General features: G+C 45.3%; 20 protein-coding genes. 7 read left to right on the top strand and 13 right to left on the bottom strand.

The genetic code is table 11. The annotated features are described in order from the left end of the window. Window positions 1-6: 6 nt before the first annotated feature. From gpmI to lptF, 3 genes are all read right to left on the bottom strand, one after another. Window positions 7-1,554 carry a 2,3-bisphosphoglycerate-independent phosphoglycerate mutase gene (gpmI, locus tag VXP95_RS04420; RefSeq protein WP_416681676.1) on the bottom strand — a complete coding sequence of 516 codons (1,548 nt, stop codon included), beginning with the start codon at window positions 1,552-1,554 and terminating at the stop codon, window positions 7-9. A 124-nt stretch (window positions 1,555-1,678) separates the two neighbouring features. Further along, window positions 1,679-2,749, bottom strand: coding sequence for an LPS export ABC transporter permease LptG (gene lptG, locus VXP95_RS04415; protein ID WP_416711539.1), 1,071 nt, complete (start codon window positions 2,747-2,749; stop codon window positions 1,679-1,681). 2 nt (window positions 2,750-2,751) lie between these two features. After that, window positions 2,752-3,852: an LPS export ABC transporter permease LptF gene (lptF, locus tag VXP95_RS04410; protein ID WP_416711537.1), complete on the bottom strand. Its 1,101-nt coding sequence runs from the start codon at window positions 3,850-3,852 to the stop codon at window positions 2,752-2,754. Between the two features lie 156 nt (window positions 3,853-4,008). Between lptF and VXP95_RS04405 the strand changes: the two genes are divergently transcribed. Genes VXP95_RS04405 through VXP95_RS04395 form a run of 3 tightly spaced genes read left to right on the top strand, consistent with a single transcriptional unit; the run spans window position 4,009 to window position 6,513 of the window. Beyond that, window positions 4,009-5,457: a leucyl aminopeptidase gene (locus VXP95_RS04405; RefSeq protein ID WP_416711535.1), complete on the top strand. Its 1,449-nt coding sequence runs from the start codon at window positions 4,009-4,011 to the stop codon at window positions 5,455-5,457. Further along, window positions 5,450-5,857: a DNA polymerase III subunit chi gene (locus VXP95_RS04400; RefSeq protein WP_064094667.1), complete on the top strand. Its 408-nt coding sequence runs from the start codon at window positions 5,450-5,452 to the stop codon at window positions 5,855-5,857. The genes VXP95_RS04405 and VXP95_RS04400 overlap by 8 nt, the downstream gene beginning before the upstream one ends. 26 nt (window positions 5,858-5,883) lie before the next feature. Next, window positions 5,884-6,513, top strand: a complete 630-nt coding sequence (locus VXP95_RS04395; protein ID WP_416711533.1) for a hypothetical protein — start codon at window positions 5,884-5,886, stop codon at window positions 6,511-6,513. A gap of 51 nt (window positions 6,514-6,564) precedes the next feature. On the opposite strand, the gene VXP95_RS04390 is transcribed toward VXP95_RS04395, so the two are convergent. From VXP95_RS04390 to glnK, 7 genes are all read right to left on the bottom strand, one after another. After that, complete coding sequence (locus VXP95_RS04390) at window positions 6,565-7,110, bottom strand: VTT domain-containing protein (protein ID WP_064094669.1); 546 nt, start codon at window positions 7,108-7,110, stop codon at window positions 6,565-6,567. Window positions 7,111-7,219: 109 nt separating this feature from the next. Continuing rightward, a complete protein-coding gene (locus VXP95_RS04385) occupies window positions 7,220-7,879 on the bottom strand; it encodes a riboflavin synthase (protein ID WP_416681684.1) in 660 nt (219 codons plus the stop codon). 22 nt (window positions 7,880-7,901) lie between these two features. Continuing rightward, a complete protein-coding gene (locus VXP95_RS04380) occupies window positions 7,902-9,194 on the bottom strand; it encodes a DNA adenine methylase (protein WP_144723546.1) in 1,293 nt (430 codons plus the stop codon). After that, window positions 9,191-10,279, bottom strand: coding sequence for a bifunctional diaminohydroxyphosphoribosylaminopyrimidine deaminase/5-amino-6-(5-phosphoribosylamino)uracil reductase RibD (gene ribD, locus VXP95_RS04375; RefSeq protein WP_416711532.1), 1,089 nt, complete (start codon window positions 10,277-10,279; stop codon window positions 9,191-9,193). The genes VXP95_RS04380 and ribD overlap by 4 nt, the downstream gene beginning before the upstream one ends. A gap of 2 nt (window positions 10,280-10,281) precedes the next feature. After that, window positions 10,282-10,746 carry a transcriptional regulator NrdR gene (nrdR, locus tag VXP95_RS04370; protein WP_064094673.1) on the bottom strand — a complete coding sequence of 155 codons (465 nt, stop codon included), beginning with the start codon at window positions 10,744-10,746 and terminating at the stop codon, window positions 10,282-10,284. 140 nt (window positions 10,747-10,886) lie between these two features. Next, complete coding sequence (locus VXP95_RS04365; RefSeq protein WP_416711530.1) at window positions 10,887-12,299, bottom strand: ammonium transporter; 1,413 nt, start codon at window positions 12,297-12,299, stop codon at window positions 10,887-10,889. A 58-nt stretch (window positions 12,300-12,357) separates the two neighbouring features. Then, on the bottom strand, window positions 12,358-12,696 hold the full coding sequence (glnK, locus tag VXP95_RS04360) for a P-II family nitrogen regulator (RefSeq protein ID WP_005094485.1): 339 nt from the start codon (window positions 12,694-12,696) through the stop codon (window positions 12,358-12,360). A 277-nt stretch (window positions 12,697-12,973) separates the two neighbouring features. Here glnK and VXP95_RS04355 point away from each other — a divergent pair, with 277 nt between their 5' ends. Further along, the gene (locus VXP95_RS04355; RefSeq protein ID WP_416706281.1) at window positions 12,974-13,201 is read left to right on the top strand and encodes an accessory factor UbiK family protein; all 228 of its coding nucleotides are present in this window, start codon (window positions 12,974-12,976) and stop codon (window positions 13,199-13,201) included. A 66-nt stretch (window positions 13,202-13,267) separates the two neighbouring features. Then, window positions 13,268-14,758, top strand: a complete 1,491-nt coding sequence (locus tag VXP95_RS04350) for a YifB family Mg chelatase-like AAA ATPase (RefSeq protein ID WP_416711528.1) — start codon at window positions 13,268-13,270, stop codon at window positions 14,756-14,758. 47 nt (window positions 14,759-14,805) lie between these two features. Here the strand turns inward: VXP95_RS04350 and VXP95_RS04345 are convergent, their stop codons facing one another. Then, window positions 14,806-15,534: a TorF family putative porin gene (locus VXP95_RS04345; RefSeq protein ID WP_144723540.1), complete on the bottom strand. Its 729-nt coding sequence runs from the start codon at window positions 15,532-15,534 to the stop codon at window positions 14,806-14,808. Window positions 15,535-16,132: 598 nt separating this feature from the next. Here VXP95_RS04345 and VXP95_RS04340 point away from each other — a divergent pair. Further along, complete coding sequence (locus VXP95_RS04340) at window positions 16,133-17,449, top strand: OprD family outer membrane porin (protein WP_416711527.1); 1,317 nt, start codon at window positions 16,133-16,135, stop codon at window positions 17,447-17,449. 95 nt (window positions 17,450-17,544) lie between these two features. Here VXP95_RS04340 and ppa read toward each other — a convergent pair whose 3' ends face one another. Next, window positions 17,545-18,081, bottom strand: coding sequence for an inorganic diphosphatase (gene ppa / locus VXP95_RS04335; protein ID WP_064094678.1), 537 nt, complete (start codon window positions 18,079-18,081; stop codon window positions 17,545-17,547). Between the two features lie 116 nt (window positions 18,082-18,197). Next, window positions 18,198-18,596 (bottom strand): MAPEG family protein, encoded by a 399-nt coding sequence (locus tag VXP95_RS04330; protein ID WP_191730902.1) that lies wholly within the window; start codon window positions 18,594-18,596, stop codon window positions 18,198-18,200. 99 nt (window positions 18,597-18,695) lie between these two features. Between VXP95_RS04330 and VXP95_RS04325 the strand changes: the two genes are divergently transcribed. Continuing rightward, window positions 18,696-19,076 (top strand): hypothetical protein, encoded by a 381-nt coding sequence (locus tag VXP95_RS04325; RefSeq protein ID WP_064094680.1) that lies wholly within the window; start codon window positions 18,696-18,698, stop codon window positions 19,074-19,076. Window positions 19,077-19,102: the final 26 nt, after the last annotated feature.

Here is a 19,102-nt window from a genome sequence, read left to right as displayed (position 1 = left end):
TAAAGATTATGCATCAAGCTGAATCAGGTTACGGCCCTGCATTTCAGCCGGTACCGGAACTTGCATCAGGCTTAATAAAGTCGGTGCGACATCTGCCAGCACCCCACCTTCCACGATTGTGGCCTGAGTTGGGCCGACATAAATAAATGGAACCAATTCAGTCGTATGCTGGGTATGTACCTGACCACTGTGGTAGTCCTGCATCTGCTCAACGTTACCATGATCGGCAGTCACAATCATATGACCTTTTTGCGCCATCACGGCTTCGTAAACCCTACCCAAACAGGTATCAACCGCTTCAACTGCTTTTACCGCAGCATCGAATACGCCAGTATGGCCGACCATATCCCCATTGGCATAGTTCACCACCAGCAGGTCAAATTCACCTGAATTGATCGCAGCAACCAGTTCATCAGTCACTTCATAAGCACTCATTTCCGGTTTAAGGTCATAAGTGGCTACGTTTGGCGATGGAATCAGGATACGTTTCTCACCCGGATATTCGTCTTCACGACCGCCACTGAAGAAGAAAGTCACATGGGCATACTTTTCTGTTTCCGCAATACGCAGCTGGGTTTTGCCCAGGTTTGACAGGTATTCGCCAATCGAGTTGACCAATGCTTCAGGCATATACGCCACAGGTGCATCAATCGTGGCTTGATAACGCGTCAGCATGACAAACTTCGCCAGATTTGGCACCACTTTACGTTCAAAACCGGCAAAGTCTTTTTCCACAAATGCGCGGGTCAATTCACGGGCACGGTCAGCACGGAAGTTCATGAACACCACGCTATCGCCATCCTGAATTTTTGCCAGCTCGCCAATACGGGTCGCTTTGACAAACTCATCCGACTCACCAGCTGCATAGGCCTGTTCCAGACCTTCGACTGCAGTTGCTGTGTTACGAACCGCTTCACCTTCAGTCAGCAAACGATAGGCCTGTTCAACACGATCCCAGCGATTGTCACGGTCCATGGCAAAATAACGGCCGATCATGGTCGCAATACGACCTTGACCTGGATATTGCGCAAATAGTGCATCGAGTTTTTCTAATGAAGGCTGTGCGCTTTTAGGCGGTGTATCACGACCATCTAAAAATGCATGTAAATAGACTTTGGCACCACGTTTCAGTGCGAGCTCTGCCATCGCCACGATATGATCTTCATGTGAGTGCACACCGCCTTCAGACAAAAGGCCAAGCAAATGTACTGCCCCACCTGCAGCTTTGGCTTTCTCTACTGCATCGACCAGCACTTCATGTTCAAAGAAGTCACCTGTACGAATGTCTTTGGTAATTCGGGTAAAGTCCTGATACAGCACACGGCCTGCACCGAGGTTCATATGTCCGACTTCCGAGTTACCCATCTGGCCATCCGGCAGGCCAACATCTTCACCTGAACCCGAGATCAAACCATGTGGATGCTTGTTCTGCATTGCAGTTAAATTTGGTCGTTTAGCTGCTAAAAACGCATTGTCTTCGACCGCTTCGCGATGACCCACACCATCCATAATCACCAAAACGTGAGGGATTTTGCCAGCAGTTGCATCCGTCATAATGAAATACTCTGTTCGTCTACGAATTAATCGCTCTATTTTAGCGAAGTTTATAAAAAGAGGCCATGACCCGGGTATGGTTTAGGCCTCTCATGATGATTGATTTGTTCTATTTCCCTGTGATTTAGCGTGCCCGATGCAGCAGATATCCCCCGATACCAAACATGATCAGAATGGGAATAAATACGAACCAGGCTGGTGAGGGTGCATAAATCAGACTGGCATAGCCGAGAAAATCCTGCAGATAGAAGAAGCCTAACCCTGCGAATAACGCAATCACCAAACGGAAGCCCATCGATTGCTGACGCAATGGCCCAAAGATAAATGAACAGGCAATCACTACCAGCGCAATCAGGGCAAATGGCGAACCGACTTTCTGCCAGAAGGCCAGCTGATAGGTTTTAGGTACCTGACTATATTCATGCATATAGCTCATAAAGCTCACTAACTGACTTGGTGATAAATCTTCCGGATCAATCGTGACCATATGCACATATTTCGGCTGCAAAGCCAAAGCCAGTGGTTGCTCATCATGCTGTACCAGTGTCGCATTGCCGTTTTGTAAAATATCAAACTGTTCTGTGCTATCTAGTTTCCAAGCCCCATCTTTGACGAATTCACCCTGCTTGGCATCCAGAGTACCCCGCAGTCGGTAATTGTCATCAAAGTCCAGCATCTGTACATTTTTCAGCTGGCCCTTGGCGTTGGCATAATCAATATAGATAAAGCGATTACCCTCACGCGTCCAGTAACCTTTCACTTCACCAATTTTGACTGGCTTGTTATAGCTTTTGACTGCTTTGGCCTGTTCATTGGTATATGGAATCACCCACTCGCTCAGGGCAAACGATAATACGACCAATAGCAATGCTGAACGGATGACCCAGCCGACTATACGCCATAAGCTTACACCCACCGAACGCATCACGATCAGCTCACTATTCGAAGCTAATGTGCCCAGTCCCAATACTGCACCAATCAGTGCAGAAATCGGCAGGATTTCATACAAATATTTCGGCGCTTCCCAGAGTACATATTTCAAGGCATCCCAGGCGCCATAGCCTTCTTTCAGGGAACCCAATTCACCTAAATACGTAAATAAGACCTGCAGACCTGAAAGAACAGCGGTTGCCCCAAGCATCGCCAGCGCGGTGGTTCCGGTCACATGTTTGGCAACTATACGACGTGCTAACATTGTTAAGACCTCACTCGCTGAATCCGTTTTTTAATTTTTGGCGCCAAATTCTGTTTACGTGAGAACAATGCACCGGCTATGGCATATATGATCAGGACCAATGGATAAGCCCAAATGCCCATTTCCGCCTTGCTGACCCGGGTTTTGATCGCCATCAGGGCGACGATCAGGCTGGCAAAGATCATGAGGGCAGGAAATAACTTAAGATAACGACCCTGTCGTGGACTTACCTCAGATAAGGCCACAGCCAAGATCAGGGCAATCAAAATGGCAAAAGGCACAAACACCCGCCAGCCCAGTTCACTGGCCACCACAGGATCCTGACGGTTCTTCCATAATTGCGAAGTCGGCAAGGCTTCAACGTCAGTACTGGCAAACTCTACTTCTTCATTACTTTCCAGGCGCAGACGATAACTTTCAAATTCAGCTTGAGTATACTGCGGTGTACCCGGATAAATCTCATAACGGCGCCCCTGGACCAGATCTACCACATTGGCAGCATCATTTGGTATTTCGATTCGGGTCGCTTCCTGTGCCAGAATCATCACATCCGGCTTGCCTTCTTTTTGCGCACGCTGATAGAAGAATATATCTTTTAAGTTTTTACGGTCTTCAGACAGGTCACCCGCATAAATGGTATAGGGTCCGGAAGAGATAAATTCTTTGGGTCGTACCAGATCAAAACCGGTACGTACCGCCTGACTGGTGGTCAGGGCTTCAAACTGGCGTATTCCCCAAGGTGCAGCCCAAAGCATGAGTCCCGCCTGAGCAATCAAAAATACCAGGGTCATCGGCACTAGCAAGCGCGCCAGTTGATGCCGGCTGACACCACTACCATTCAGGACGGCCATTTCATGATCGACATATAAACGGCCAAAAACCAGCATCAGTCCAATAAAGAAACCGAGTGGAAGAATCAGGGTCAAGAATTCAGGCAGCCGGTAGCCAATAATGCTAAATAGAATGCCTGCATCCAGACGGCCTTGTGCAGCGACCCCAAAATACTTGATCAGTCGACCACCCATCATGATCAAAGTCAATAAGGCAATCACCACCAAGGATGTCGAGATAACTTGCTTGACCAGATAACGCCGAATAATCAAATTAATTCTTCCAAAATAAGGTCTATAAAACGAGTGCTAGTTTACCCGAATAGCAAAAATATAAAACCTAAGCCGCTCAGCCCATTGAAAATCTATTCAGATAAATGTTTCAATGACTGAATGATTTACCAATCTAGACAGGCGTGAAAACAGAATATGAAACTTACAATTAATACGTCATTCCCAGAGAATGGATCAAGTCAATCTTTGTTGATTTTAGTTGACTCAGAACAGCTTCAGAATACAACAGCAACCTATCAAATCAATAATTTAGACACATTAATTGAAGCCTCTCAATTCAAGGCAGCATTGGCCGAAAGCCTGAGCCTAATTGGTCAGGTAAGTCAGTCTAGCCATGCCGCACTGATCGGCTTGGGCAAAGTTGCTGAACTGCAACCGGCCAAACTTGCAAAAATCGCACAGACTATTATTCAGGCCACTCAAAAAAAATTCAAACAGATTTCTGTAGACCTGAACCAGCTTCCACAAGAATTCCATTATCTGTTTGCCCTGTTTCTAACTCAGGCCAGCTATGGTTATGATGAATACAAATCCAAGAAAAATGAATTTGTACTTGAGCAGATCGACCTGATTGCCACCCATAGCGTATTAACTACCGAACAGTTGCAACTGGTACAAGCAGTGCAGAACGGACAAAACTTGGCACGTGACCTAGGTAACCGTCCAGGCAATATCTGTTTCCCTGAATATCTTGCAGAACAGGCGGTGGCTTTGGCCGCTGAATATCCAGACCTGCTTAAAGTCACGGTGCTGGACGAACAGCAGATGGCAGATTTAGGCATGGGTGCCTTCCTTGCAGTAAGTAAGGGTTCAGAGCGTCCGGGCCGTATTATCAGCATAGAGTATCAGTCAGAGCGTAGCGAAGCACCGGTCGTGCTGGTAGGTAAAGGCATTACGTTTGATACCGGCGGTATTTCTCTCAAACCAGGCGCAGGCATGGACGAAATGAAATACGACATGTGCGGTGCAGCCTCTGTGCTCGGCACGATGCGTGCATTGTGTGAGTCCCGCTTACCATTGCATGTCATAGGTACCATTGCTGCAGCAGAGAATATGCCTTCAGGCAAAGCCACCCGTCCTGGCGATATCGTGACCACAATGAGTGGTCAGACCGTCGAAATCCTGAATACCGATGCCGAAGGCCGTCTGGTGCTATGCGACACCCTGACTTATGTAAAACGTTTCAATCCTGCTTTAGTGATTGATATTGCAACTTTAACTGGTGCTTGTGTGGTCGCTTTAGGTTCAGTGCTAACCGGTATGTTCACACCAGATGATAAACTGGCAGCAGAGCTGGAAACTGCCGGTCAAGATTCGTTTGACCGGGTATGGCGTATGCCGGTACTGGAAGACTATCAGGAACAGCTTGACTCACTATTTGCAGATATTGGCAATATCGGTGGTCCAAAAGCCGGTTCTGTGACTGCTGCCTGCTTCTTACAACGTTTTACCCGTGAATATCGCTGGGCACATCTGGATGTTGCAGGTACGGCATGGAACTCAGGTACCAATAAAGGTGCAACCGGCCGTCCTGTCCCACTATTGATGCAATTCCTAGCCAACCGCGTTCAGTCGAATGGCTAAAGTCAGCTTTTATTTATTTGAAAAAAGCCCTGAACGGCAAGTGGACAGCGCTTGCCGTTTATGCCGCAAGATTCTGCGCCAGCCGGCGCGGATCTGGTTACTGTGTGCTAATGCCGAATTGCAGCAACAGCTGGATGAACGCCTGTGGAGCTTTGATCCAGGCAGTTTTATTCCCCATGGCATTGACCAGCCTCAGGCCACGGTCTGTATTTCGGCAAGGCTACCTGAAGAGTCTGACTGGATTATTTTCAATTTTAATCCGGAAGCACTTGAACCTTACGCGAAATTTAGTCACATTATTGAGATTATTGAAAACCAAGAAACGGCTAAACAGCAGGGCCGTGAAAAATTCAAACAGTATCGTCGTTTAGGCATTGAGCCAAACACCCATAAGCTTTAACCGATATTATTCATAAGGAGAGGCACGTGGCATTAAATGTAGGTCCCGATTTTAAACAGCGCTGGTTAAATGTGCCGGAAGCTGTACGTCAGACCTTTATCGATGACCTCTCTCGTATCTGCGATATTTTAAAACCTGAAACGTCTTTGGAGGAATGGCAGAGTCGTGAGCAGCGCTTGCAGCAGGAATCTGAACGCAAGATTGAAGCAGCCTATGCGCAGCGCAAGGCCGAATTGATTGAAGAAGCCCGTATTCGCAAACAGCTCGCGCTCGAAAAAGCTCTGGCCGAAAAGCGTGCCGAAGAACAAGCCTATCTAGAACAGCTACGTCTTGAAGAACAGCGAAAATTGAGCGAACAGAACCAAATGCTTGCTGAAATGAATATGCATCTAAAGACTGAAGTGCAGCACTATGTTGACCGCTTTCGGAAAAACCCTGAGCATACTTTTGACTTTGCCAAAGGCCGCATCCAGATTGAGGACCAGAACATTTTATCCGAATTAGAAAGTGTGCGTTTACGTCTGGAACTTGAGGCAGAAGCGGTGATTGAGCAAACTGTCAATGCACTCAGAGAGAAAATGCGTGCTGCAGCCAAAGAAGAAATTGAGTATATCATTCAAAACTCTGAATTTTCTGAGCAGCCACGCAATAGTTAGATCATCCTTTCACATAAAAAGCCCGAACATTCGGGCTTTTTTAGTTTTATCCTAGAAAAAGTCGGCCAGCATAAAGGCGGCATTTCCGAGCAGATAACCAATACTTAATAAAGTGCCAATCCAGAGTATACCCCCCACAATATTATAGAAGCTGAATGTGGCAAAACTCATATGGGCCGATCCTGCAGCAAAAGGGCCAAATGAGCGAACAAAGGGAATAAAGCGCGCAATCACGATAGTTTTACCACCATGTTTCATAAAATAGTGATTGGTTTTCACCATATATTCTGGCTTAAAAAAACGTGAATGCTGATTGAAATATTTTAAACCGAGAACTTTCCCAGTGTAATAATTCACGCTATAACCCAGCACTGTAGCAGTAAATAGCAACAACCCCATGGAATGCAAGGTCACGATATCACTGCTGGCGCATAACGCTCCCACAGCCAGTAACAAGCTGTCACCCGGCAGAAAAAAGAAAAATACAGAACCGGTTTCTGCAAAAATCACCAGAAACAGAATTGCATAAATCCATACCCCGTATTGATCGAGCAATAGCGGCAATGACTGTTCCAAGTTAAGTAAAAAATCGAGCATTCGACCCGTCCACCCAGGCAATATTTGCAAGTTGAACTGCTGATTATCCCGAAAAATAAAAAAACAGTCTAATTTTTCAATCAGACTGTTTAGTAAATCAGCATTTTTCTTATTTTAAGAAACCGTTTTCAGCCAGAAAATCCATGCTGATTTTCGATTGTTCAGTGGTTTCAGCTGCTTTATCACCCAGCAATAAACGTTCGATATAACGTGCCAGTACATCAACTTCCAGGTTGACCTTGGTTCCCACCTTCCAGGTACCGATATTGGTCCGCTCCGCTGTATGCGGAATCAGGTTGAGACTAATGACACTGCCACGCAAATGATTAATCGTCAGACTGATGCCATCGACTGTAACCGAGCCTTTTTCTGCCAGGTATTTGGCAATTTCGGCCGGTGCCGTCACTTCATAATAAATCGAGCGGGCGTCTTCACGAACCAGCGTGATTTCGCCGACTGCATCCACATGACCTGACACAATATGACCGCCAAAACGCGTAGTCGGCAACATGGCTTTTTCGACATTGACAGGCTGGCCTGCTTTCCAGTTACCCAGTGTAGTCCGGTTCAGGCTTTCACGGGAAACATCAGCCGCATACCAGTTCTCGCCCCAGTCAATGACTGTAAGGCAAATACCGTTGGTCGCAATAGAATCACCCAAATGTACATCGGACATGTCCAGATCGGTCTGGATCCGCAAACGTACATCACCGCCAACGCTTTGCAGACTTTCGACTTTGCCGAGGCTTTCGATAATACCTGTAAACATTTTTATTTCCTTTAAATTTCTTTTACCAGAGAGCCAGCTGGGTACTAACGCCGGTCGTATCCACACCGCCCAATTCTGCATAATGATGCAACTGGCTGAGTAACTGGCGGATTGGCGGACCGGACTTGGCATGCGTATCCGTAATCACAATAAATTCCAGTACCCGGGCACGTTCGGACTGACGCTGTTTACTAACACGATAACGCGGTACATCCTGGGTCAGTAAGCTGACCCGGCCACGTTTCAGGTTGGCCTGTAATAAATCGGTGGCGCTGATATTCCCGTCGGTTGAATAACTGGTCAGAATAAAGCGCGCGTTGATGGTGGCCAGCAGGCTCTCGTAGGCTTCTTTGGCATATTTAGAAGAGTTGTACTGGCTCGGTCGCTCTTTACGCCATGCCCGGTCAATTCCGCTCTTAAAGCCTTTGGTGTCCGGGGTTGGCAAATCGGCTTGATCCCATAAGGTCAGCGCATTCAGCACATGATAATTACTGCTATACGCATGCTGATTATACGGTGGATCCAGATAAGCCACGTCTACTTCAAAACCGCTCATCTGATTGGCCAGATGCTGGGCATCAACACACCACATTTCTGCGGCCATTCCCTTTTTCTGATCCGACTCGCAAAAACGGCTTGGCGTTAGCCACAGCAATGATTCAATCCGTTCCAGCGCAGTTTGGGTTTTCCCGCCCCAGCCATGGTGGAAGCTTTTGAAAACACCAGACGTATTGCTGACAAAACTGGCGGAATACAGCAAAGGGGCCAGCAAGGCAGACATTTCCACATCATCAATTGCACCTTGGGCCTGCCAGGCGGCAATCTGCTGACGAATCGCATCAATACGCATGCCGTTACGACGCTTGAAGAACAAACGGTCACGCGCTGGATCATAGATTTCATCATTACGCGGACACAGGTTATGCGTCACCCAGCCTTTAACTTCCGGCAGACGGTTCAGGTAGTCAATGGCTTTCTGATAGCCCCCAAGTTCTTTAAAAGCCGGTGCTTCCGTACAGGCCAGTACCGCATGATTTAACGCATGGCTATACGGTTCCCAGTCATTGGCAATGACGCGATAACCATTCTGGCGGGCCAAACGTGAAACCACACCTGAACCGGCAAAAAAATCAGCAAAGATCGGCGCACGGCCATCGCTACGTTTCAGGGTTCCTGTACTCTCTAGAGCTTCCAGAATCAAATGCAGTAAACGGCGCTTATTGCCCAGATAAGGAACCAGTTGATGGAAAAGATATTCATCGGTGGTACGCGCCGCATGGCGACGTTTATGATAAACCGTAGGCTCTGAACTCATAGTGTCTCTTGAAAAGGAATTAGCCTGAAGCGCACGTCATCACCCAAGCGAGTCACATCGCGCAGCTTAAATCGGAGTTGTTCGGCCATAAGGCTGAATTCTGCATTAAACATGGTACGCGCAGACTGGCCTAATAAGGTTGGTGCAACGTAACTGATCAGTTCATCAACCAATTTTTGTTGTAAAAATGCCGTAGATAAAGTGGCTCCTGCTTCCACCAACACATCATAAATCTGATGTTGCTGAACCAGTTGCTTTAATAATTCTGCTAAAGGCTGTACCGGCAAGTGTAGCACACCCAGTTCTGCAAGCTCCTGACGAAATGGCCCCATCACCATCACGGTGTCGGCTTGCGCTAAAATTTTTGCGTTGAGTGGTAAACGCCCCTGACGGTCCAGAATAATCCGTTTTGGTTGCACCACGGTCTTGATATCTTCAATCCCGTCCAGTTGACGCACATTCAGTTCACAGTCATCCGCAAGAACCGTATCAATCCCGGTGATCACCGCGCCTGAAATCGCACGCCAGTGCTGTACATCCTGACGTGCTTCCACACCGGTAATCCATTTTGATTCACCCGATGCCATCGCGGTACGGCCATCCAGGCTTGAGGCAATTTTTAAACGCACATAAGGTTGGCCGGTTGCCATAGCCTTCAGGAAACCTTGATTCAGCTGATGCGCTTCATCCTCACAAATGCCAACGTCTATCTCAATGCCCGCATCTTTCAGGATCTGTACGCCCTTGCCGGCCACCAGCGGATTGGGATCAGGACAGGCCACAACAACTTTAGCCACACCTGCTTCAACCAGACCCTTGGCACAAGGCGGGGTCCGGCCATAATGCGCACAAGGTTCTAAAGTCACATAAGCGGTTGCACCACGTGCCTGTTCACCGGCCTGACGCAGCGCAAAGACTTCAGCATGTGACTGGCCGGCTTGGGGATGAAAGCCTTCACCAATCACGATGCCATCTTTAACAATGACACAGCCGACATTCGGATTCGGTTTGGTGGAATATTGCCCTTGACGAGCCAATTCAATGGCACGCTGCATCCAGACTCGATCTTGATTCAATTCAGCCATGTTTATTCGTGTAATTCTCGTTGTTGCATCTGTTCAATCTGATGACGAAAAGCTTCGACATCCTGAAAATCCTGATAGACCGAGGCAAAACGTACATAGGCAACATGATCCAGAGCAAATAAAGACTGCATCACGATTTCACCGATGGTACGTGATTTCACGTCACGCTCACCCAGACGGCGAATCTGTAGCTGGATATCACTTAGCACGGTTTCAATCTGTTCCTGGGTCACCGGGCGTTTTTGCAAGGCATGCATCAGGGAGCGACGTAGTTTGGCTTCATCGAAAGGCTCATTCTTGCCATCTGACTTGATGACACGTGGCATCACCACTTCATAACTTTCAAAGGTAGTGAAGCGTTCATTACAACTGACACATTCACGACGACGACGAATCTGACAGCCTTCAGCTGCCAGGCGTGAATCAATCACTTTACTGTCTGCAGTATTGCAAAATGGGCAATGCATAGCGGTTTAATTGAGCAAATCCAGATGATTTCCGAGTGTAGCAAAAATTACAAACTTTGTAGAGCTTTACGCAACATATAGAAAAAAAACAGCCCATTCGGGCTGTTTTATACTATATATTGATTATGAGATAGTTATTATTATTCGACACGTTCGCCATGTTGGCTCAAATCCAGCCCCATACGCTCATCATCAGATGTCACACGGATTCCAATGATCAAGTCGATGACTTTCAGGATAATGAAGGTCATGATTGCAGAATAAGCGATTGTCGCCAGTACACCTTCCACTTGCACCCACAGCTGATGCATAACATTGGCAGGGGCATTGTCACCCATGATGAATTCGCTGGCAAAGAAGGCTGTTAAAATCGCACCTACAATACCACCTACGCCATGCAGGCCAAAAGCATCCAAAGAATCATCGGCTTTCAATGCGCGTTTCAGTGCCGTAATCCCCCAGAAACACACCACACCACCGATCAGACCCATCGCCAGCGCACCGCCTACGGTCACAAAACCTGCAGCAGGAGTAATTACGACCAGACCTGCAACTGCACCTGATACACCACCCAGTACAGAAGCTTTACCACGCACCAGTTTTTCAGTAATTAACCAAGAGATAGCTGCTGCTGCTGCTGCCACTTGAGTCACGATCAAGGCATAACCTGCAGAACCGTTTGCACCTAGTGCAGAACCACCATTGAAACCGAACCAGCCTACCCAGAGCAAAGATGCACCGATCACTGTAAGGGTCAAGTTATGTGGTGCCATAGATTCACGGCCCAAGCCCATACGTTTGCCCAGCATATATGCCGCTACCAGACCAGCAACACCTGAGTTGATATGTACGACTGTACCACCGGCAAAATCAAGCGCGCCATCGTTACCTAACCAGCCGCCACCCCACACCCAGTGGGTAATTGGGGCATAGACAATCACCACCCAAAGTGCGATGAAAGCAACGAAAGCACCAAATTTCATACGTTCTGCAATCGAACCGCTAATGATGGCAACCGTAATAATGGCAAAAGTCATTTGGAAAATCACGAATAGGATTTCAGGAATCGTGCCCGAAAGTGCTTCTGTGGTGATTCCCGCTAACATGAATTTATCCAGGCTACCTATAAAGGCATTGCCTTCCCCGAAAGCGAGGGTATAACCAATAATGACCCAGGCAATACTGACCACTGCAGCAGCAACAAAGCTATGTGCCATGGTCGCCAGGACATTTTTCTTGCGGACCATACCGCCATAAAATAGCGCCAAACCAGGAATGGTCATCAATAAAACCAGAGCGGTCGAGGTTAAAATCCAGGCGGTATCACCAGTATCTAGCGTTGGTTCTTCTTCTGCAGGTATTACGGCTTCGACTGGCGCTGCTTCAGCAATGACTGCTGTAGTCTCTGTTATATTTAGTGTTGTATCGCCTGCTTCTTCAACAAGCACAATTTCTTCTGTTGGTGTTGTTGCTGTTGCAGCTTCTTCAGCCCATGCAACAGAACCACCAAAAAGAGCGCCGGCCATGCCGAACGCGAGTAGCATTTTTTTCATCGTATCCCCCAACCAAGTTTTTGTGAGTTATTAGGTACTCAGCAAACTTCGTGCCAAGTTAGACAGCGTCTGCCCCTGTTTCACCTGTACGAATACGGATGACTTGTTCCAAGTTAGTTACGAAAATTTTTCCGTCACCGATTTTTCCAGTGCTAGCCACACGGGTGATAGATTCAATTACTGAGTCAACCATGTCATCGCTGATGGCAATTTCAATTTTGACTTTCGGTAGGAAATCTACAACGTATTCAGCACCACGATAGAGTTCAGTATGGCCTTTTTGACGACCAAAGCCTTTCACTTCAGTTACAGTGATGCCTTGAACACCAATTTCAGACAATGCTTCGCGCACATCATCTAATTTAAAAGGTTTTACAATTGCAGTTACGAGCTTCATGTTTGTTTTCCTTCGGCTTATTTCACCAGTAAGGTTTTACGTTCAAATTTCATGCCAAGATCCCTAAGGTCGGGGGAAATTAGAAAGCTCGGCATGTGGTCTATTTATACCTTATTTTATACTTATAAAGTCCTTGAATCTTCAAAAAATAGACATTTTTTATGTGGATTTTTACAATATCTCTGCCCGAATAAGTCTATATTTTATCTGAAATACTATAGTCTGCATTTTAGCAATGCTAAACTGTGCGCTCCTTTCTATGGCAATGGATCAGACGATGATGGAAACCTTATTACAAGCAATTATGCAGCAAGTCGAACAACCTAAGAAAGATTTGGAACATAATCTCCGTGCCCTGTTAAATGAAGCTGTGGCTAAAATGGATCTGGTGTCTAAAGAAGAAATTGAACGTCAACGCACTGCCCTAAATAAAGCCAATTATCGTCTGGATGAATTGCTCAAACAGGTTGAGGCACTAGAAGAAAAGATTTCGAACAAAAAATAAGCACAAGTACAGTGCACAAAAGACACCAGACTTATAAAAATAACGCACCAAATTGGAACAACAATAATGTCTTTTGCCAAAATTTATACGCGAGGCTTGCTTGGCCTGCATGCACCTTTAATAGAAGTCGAGGTTCATGTCAGTTCGGGCATGCCTTCACTCACTATTGTGGGGCTTCCAGAAGCAGCAGTACGGGAAAGTAAAGACCGGGTACGGTCGGCTATTTTAAATAGCGGCTTTCAATTCCCCACCAAACGTCTCACCATTAATCTGGCGCCAGCAGATCTGCCAAAAGATGGCTCACGTCTGGACTTACCGATTGCTTTAGGCATTTTAGTGGCTTCAGGCCAGCTCCCAGAAGATTGCACCGAGCATCTTGAATTTATTGGAGAATTGGCCCTTGATGGTCAATTACGTCCGGTCAGTGGAACCCTGAGTATTGCGATTGCCTGTCAGAGTGATCAGCATCAACTGATCCTGCCTGGCCCAAATGCCCAGGAAGCCTGTCAGCTCCCTGATTTTAAAGTCTTCGCAGCCAATCATCTGAAAGAGGTGTGTGAACATCTTTCCCAGACACAGTCCTTGCAGCAGATAGAATCCGGTTCACTTGCTACAGACCATTTTTATAAGTTTGATCTTGCGGATGTAAAAGGACAATTACGACCACGACGTGCTTTAGAAATTGCTGCAGCAGGTGGTCATTCCCTGCTGTTTCGTGGTCCGCCTGGAACAGGCAAGACTTTGCTGGCCTCCCGATTGGCCAGTATTTTACCGCCTTTAAAGACCCAGGAAAATCTGGAAGTCGCCAGTATCTATTCAGTGGCGAATGCCAATCATCCTTTTGGGCAACGCCCGTTTCGGGCACCGCATCATACTGCTTCTGCCGTGGCACTGGTCGGTGGTGGTTCACATCCCAAGCCAGGAGAAATCACCCTGGCGCATTTAGGGGTTTTATTTCTGGACGAACTCCCTGAATTCGACCGCAAGGTTCTGGAAGTCTTACGGCAGCCTTTGGAGGCAAAGGAAATTGTCATTTCCCGGGCATCACGCCAGATTACTTTTCCCGCCAATTTCCAGCTGGTGGCTGCCATGAATCCATGCCCATGTGGCTATGCCTTTAATCAGGATATCCGCTGTCAATGTTCGCCGGAAAGTATTAAGCGCTATCAGAACCGGATATCCGGTCCCCTGCTGGATCGGATTGATTTGCATATTGATGTACCGCCATTACAGGCGCATGAGTTACAGGACAATAGACCTACAGAAAACTCGGAAACGGTCAGACAACGCGTCATTGCCGCTTATGAAATTCAGATGCAACGGCAAAACATCTTGAATATGAGTCTGAGTCCGAAGCAGCTAGAGCAATATGCCGCATTAGATCAGTCTGCTCAGAATATGCTTGAACTGGCGCAGCAAAAATTAAATTTGTCAGCCCGAGGCTATCATCGGGTCTTGCGTGTCGCACGTACCATTGCCGATTTGCATCAAAGTCCCGATATCCAAAGCCAGCATCTGTCGGAGGCTTTATCTTATCGCGGGCAGCAGCAGATTTAGAACACTAAAAAAGGCGACCTGAGATCGCCTTTTTTAAACCCCAAAGATTAGAAGCTGTAGCCTAGTCCTAATACCACTTTATTTTTCTGTTTATCTTCAAAACGGTTATAACCACCAAAAATATAATTCATGCTGGCGGTGATGCCTGTATCAGCAAGTGGCTTGCTTAGACCGATATCGAAATGACGGAAACCGAAACTGTTTTCTGTTCCTTTTATGTCGCCATCTTTGGCATAAATATATAGGCCAAGTGCAGTATCCAGACTAAAATCTTTTGGCAGTGCATAGCTATAGGTGCCTTTAAGATAAGTATCCCCTGCATTACCCCAATCAAGATCTTCAAGCAATGTTTGAGCAGTCACACCAAAATCTTTGTACGTCAGACCCAGCATGGTTTCAAAACCATTTGAGCCTGTATTGCCAATATCATAATAGTAATAATAAGTTAAACCCGCTGTATAACCCCAGTCTTCATTGATTGAACCGTTATAGCCCGCGTAAAAATCATTTTCAAAGGCATTTGGCAAATCATCACCATAGTCTAATGTCGAACCCCACCAGCCTGCATAGAAACCAGAAGCATGGTTATAGTCCAGTCCCCCCTGTAAAGTAGCACCCTTATTTTCTGGCGTATTGGTAATACCACGCAGGTTATAGCTTGAAAGTACGCTGATATTTCCAGATACCGTATGTTCAGCAGCCGGTTCCTCAGCAAAAGTAAAAGAAGATGCAGCGCCCAATAAAGCAAGAGATAATACTTTTAATGTTGATTTCATTGTGTGACTCCCCCAGATCGTCTGAGACGTTTTTTATGGTCATTGATTAAACTCAAGCTCGAAACTGCAAGAGCTATGCCAATCTGGATAAAGGAAACTCGAAACAATAAAACCCACAAAATAATTAATATATAAGCTTCTGTTTTTAAATTAAAATTTAAATTATTCTAAAAAGTATGTGCTAGGTGATTTCTTGACTCAAAAGATTTGAGCACCATTCCTCCGTTTTTTAAGGCTTATACATAATTATTTACAACTTGCCCTATTTTGATTCTTCTTTTAGAAGAACTAAAATTTATGCCAAAAAACCGTGCATATTTTTTGATCATATTTTTTTACACATTATTCAGTATAAAAGCCATTTCTTCTTATTTTGCATTCTTAAAAAGATAAGTTTTACCTTCTAACAGGTTTTTGTTTATATTAATTTTTTACCAAATGGTTATAAATCCATTTTCGTTAAGTTTCGCTATTTTTTAATTTGAGTTAAAAAAATTAGACTTTAATAGAAGATCTGCAATAAAAAATGACATTTTTTCCATCAATTCTTATACAATTCTTAAAAATTCTCTACTAGTTTGTATAAGGTCATCTCCCAATGCAAAATATAAAAAAATTAACATTGATCGTTATGATTCAAGCTGCTTTGGTGTCATCTGTGTATGCCAATGAACAAGCTGAAGCTAAAGGTTTTGTTGAAGGTGCTGACGGTACGGTTTTATTCCGCACCGGTTTTCTAAGCCGTGACAAAAAGAATGGTATAGCGGATACACGCTCATCTGCTCAAACGGCGATAGTTAAACTGGACTCTGGCTTTACTAAAGGTGTAGTCGGTTTTGGTGCAGGTATTATCGGTGATGCATCTTTCAAGATAGGCAAAAATGCACACGCGGGGAATAACATGATTCCACTGCATAATAATGGTGCCAAAGATGCCCAAGGCCGGGTGGATCCTTATAGTACCTGGGCACGTGGCGGGGCATATGTGAAAGCTCGTGTTTCCAGTACGACAGCTACTTATGGTACTCAGGTTCTTGATATTCCTGTACTCGCAAGTAATACCGCACGTCTGGTTCCCGAGTATTTTACCGGGGTACTGGTCACAAGTAACGAAATAGACAAGCTGAAGCTTACAGCAGGTAAATTCACCAAAGACCAATATTCAGACCAACTTAGTACTGATGGCCGTCATCTGAAAAGTGCAGTAGTTTGGGGAGCAAAATACGACTTCAATGACCACCTTAACTCCTCTTATTATGGAGTTGATGTTAAAGATAAACTGGAACGTCATTATGCGAGTGTCAACTCTACCCATGACCTGAAAGATGATTCATCTTTAACTTTAGATTTGAGTGGATATCATACTAAGTTTGACAAGGATGCCAATACCTACTCTCAGACCACGACTGATCTGGCAGACCGTCATAATACAATCTGGGCGGTTTCAAGTGCCTATAACAAAGACGTGCACAATATCATGCTGGCTTACCAACAAAACTCAGGCAATGTTGGTTACGATTATGGTGAAAATGCTGATGGCGGTCAGAGCATGTATCTTCCCAACTCTTACCTTTCTGACTTTATTGGCAATAAGGAAAAATCTGCTCAGCTACAGTACAGCTATAACTTCAAAAATCATGGCATTCCAGGTTTAAACTGGACCACGGCTTTTGTTTATGGCTGGGATATCCATGTTGCGAATCCGGATAACCGCGCTGAATTAATCACCAGCAATGCTCAGGAACATGAATTTTTTAACCAGGTTAAATATACCGTTCAATCTGGTCACCTGAAAGATGCAAGCTTACGCTTACGTCACTCTTATTACCGGGCGAGTGATGACTACCAATCTAGCTATATTGGTGACACCAACGAATGGCGTATCTGGCTAGACATTCCTGTGAAATTATTCTAATTCACGCGAAATTCAAGCCATAAAAAAACCTGCATCATGTGCAGGTTTTTTTATACCAAGCTTTAAAAATTTAAAGCCCAATGAACAAAAAGCAATTATTTATTTGCTTCTGCATAAGCTTCAATTGAACTCATGACTTCCTGTTTTGCAACATCAGCCCCGTCCCAACCACTAAGCTTAACCCATTTACCTGGTTCAAGGTCTTTGTAGTGCTGGAAGAAATGTTCGATCTGGCTGATCAGTAATGGAGGAAGATCCGTATATTCCTGAACATCTTTGTAGATCGGCGTCAATTTATCATGTGGAACTGCAACCAGTTTCGCATCAATACCACCGTCATCTTCCATGTTCAACTTACCCACAGGACGGCAACGAATCACAGAACCTGGTTCGACCGGATGCGGAGTTACCACCAGTACGTCTAATGGGTCACCGTCAAGTGACAGGGTGTTTGGTACATAACCGTAGTTTGCTGGGTAGAACATTGCTGTACCCATAAAACGGTCTACAAATAACGCATCAGAATCTTTATCGATTTCGTATTTGATTGGTGCTGCATTTGCAGGAATTTCGATGATCACATAGATATCGTTTGGCGCATCTTTACCCGCTGGGATATTGCTGTAGCTCATAGCATCACTCTTTAACAAGTTATATCTTTTAAAAAACCGCGACAATTATAACGGGTTTTAAAGAAATTTTTAGACTTTAAATCTCGAACTGTAAATATGTCCGTTGACTTGCTGACTTAAACGATCTTGATGATCAGCAGCAATAAAGCCACCGGGCATAACATCGAGAGCAACCATACAATAGAACGTAGAGTTGCCCAGTTGGCCAGATAGCAAATTCCGTACAAGGTACGAAAAACCAGATAGGCAATACCGAACGTCATGACCAACTCTTGGGGCACCACCATATATTCTGCCATCAAGATCGCAGCAATAAAGAGTGGCAAACTTTCAAAACTGTTCTGCTGGACAGCATTGGCACGACTAGCCAGTCCTGAAGACTTTTCTAAAAATTCCCGTGGATGCTGATTGTCTTTGGCGCTAAAGCCTGCAGTTTTTTTTGCAATCAATGTGAATACATATGGCAAAAGACAAGCGGCTAAAATGAGATAAATAATCCCACTAATGCTGTGCATCTGTTTTTTCTCATAAAATTTTATCCCTATCATAGCATGGCATTTCGTGAATAAATTTTGTTAAATAGAGTGCTTTTTATTACTTGTTAAGGATTCACTATGGTCACACCTGATCAAAATGAAATGTTCGATGTCCTCGAGAAACAACGCCAGCATCAACGTCAAGTGGATCGCGTATTAAAAATTGTGCTGCCGATTGTGGCATTTCTGATCGCCGTCATTTGTGCCAATATGAACATCTGGTCACCGATCTTCACCTTTGCTCTTCTGTGGATTTCTTTTTATGCTGTAGGAATCAAGCGCCTGCCTCTCTGGCACTGGTTGATCGCAACCCTGGTTTACTGCTTGCTAGATAATATTCTGAGTTATGGCAGCTTTAATCAAACCGGATTTACCCGCCAGTTCGGTACCATGTTTATTTTCTTGGGAGTAGTCGGAGTAGGCCGCCCTTATTTTGACCGCTGGTTAATGAAAAAATAAAAAGTCCAAATTAAAAAAAGCGCCTG

Source organism: Acinetobacter sp. 226, from assembly GCF_048147925.1.
In the GTDB taxonomy this organism is placed as follows: Bacteria; Pseudomonadota; Gammaproteobacteria; order Pseudomonadales; family Moraxellaceae; genus Acinetobacter; species Acinetobacter pecorum.
Note: the sequence above shows the minus strand (reverse complement) of the source record. Positions and strands in the feature narration are given on the sequence as shown.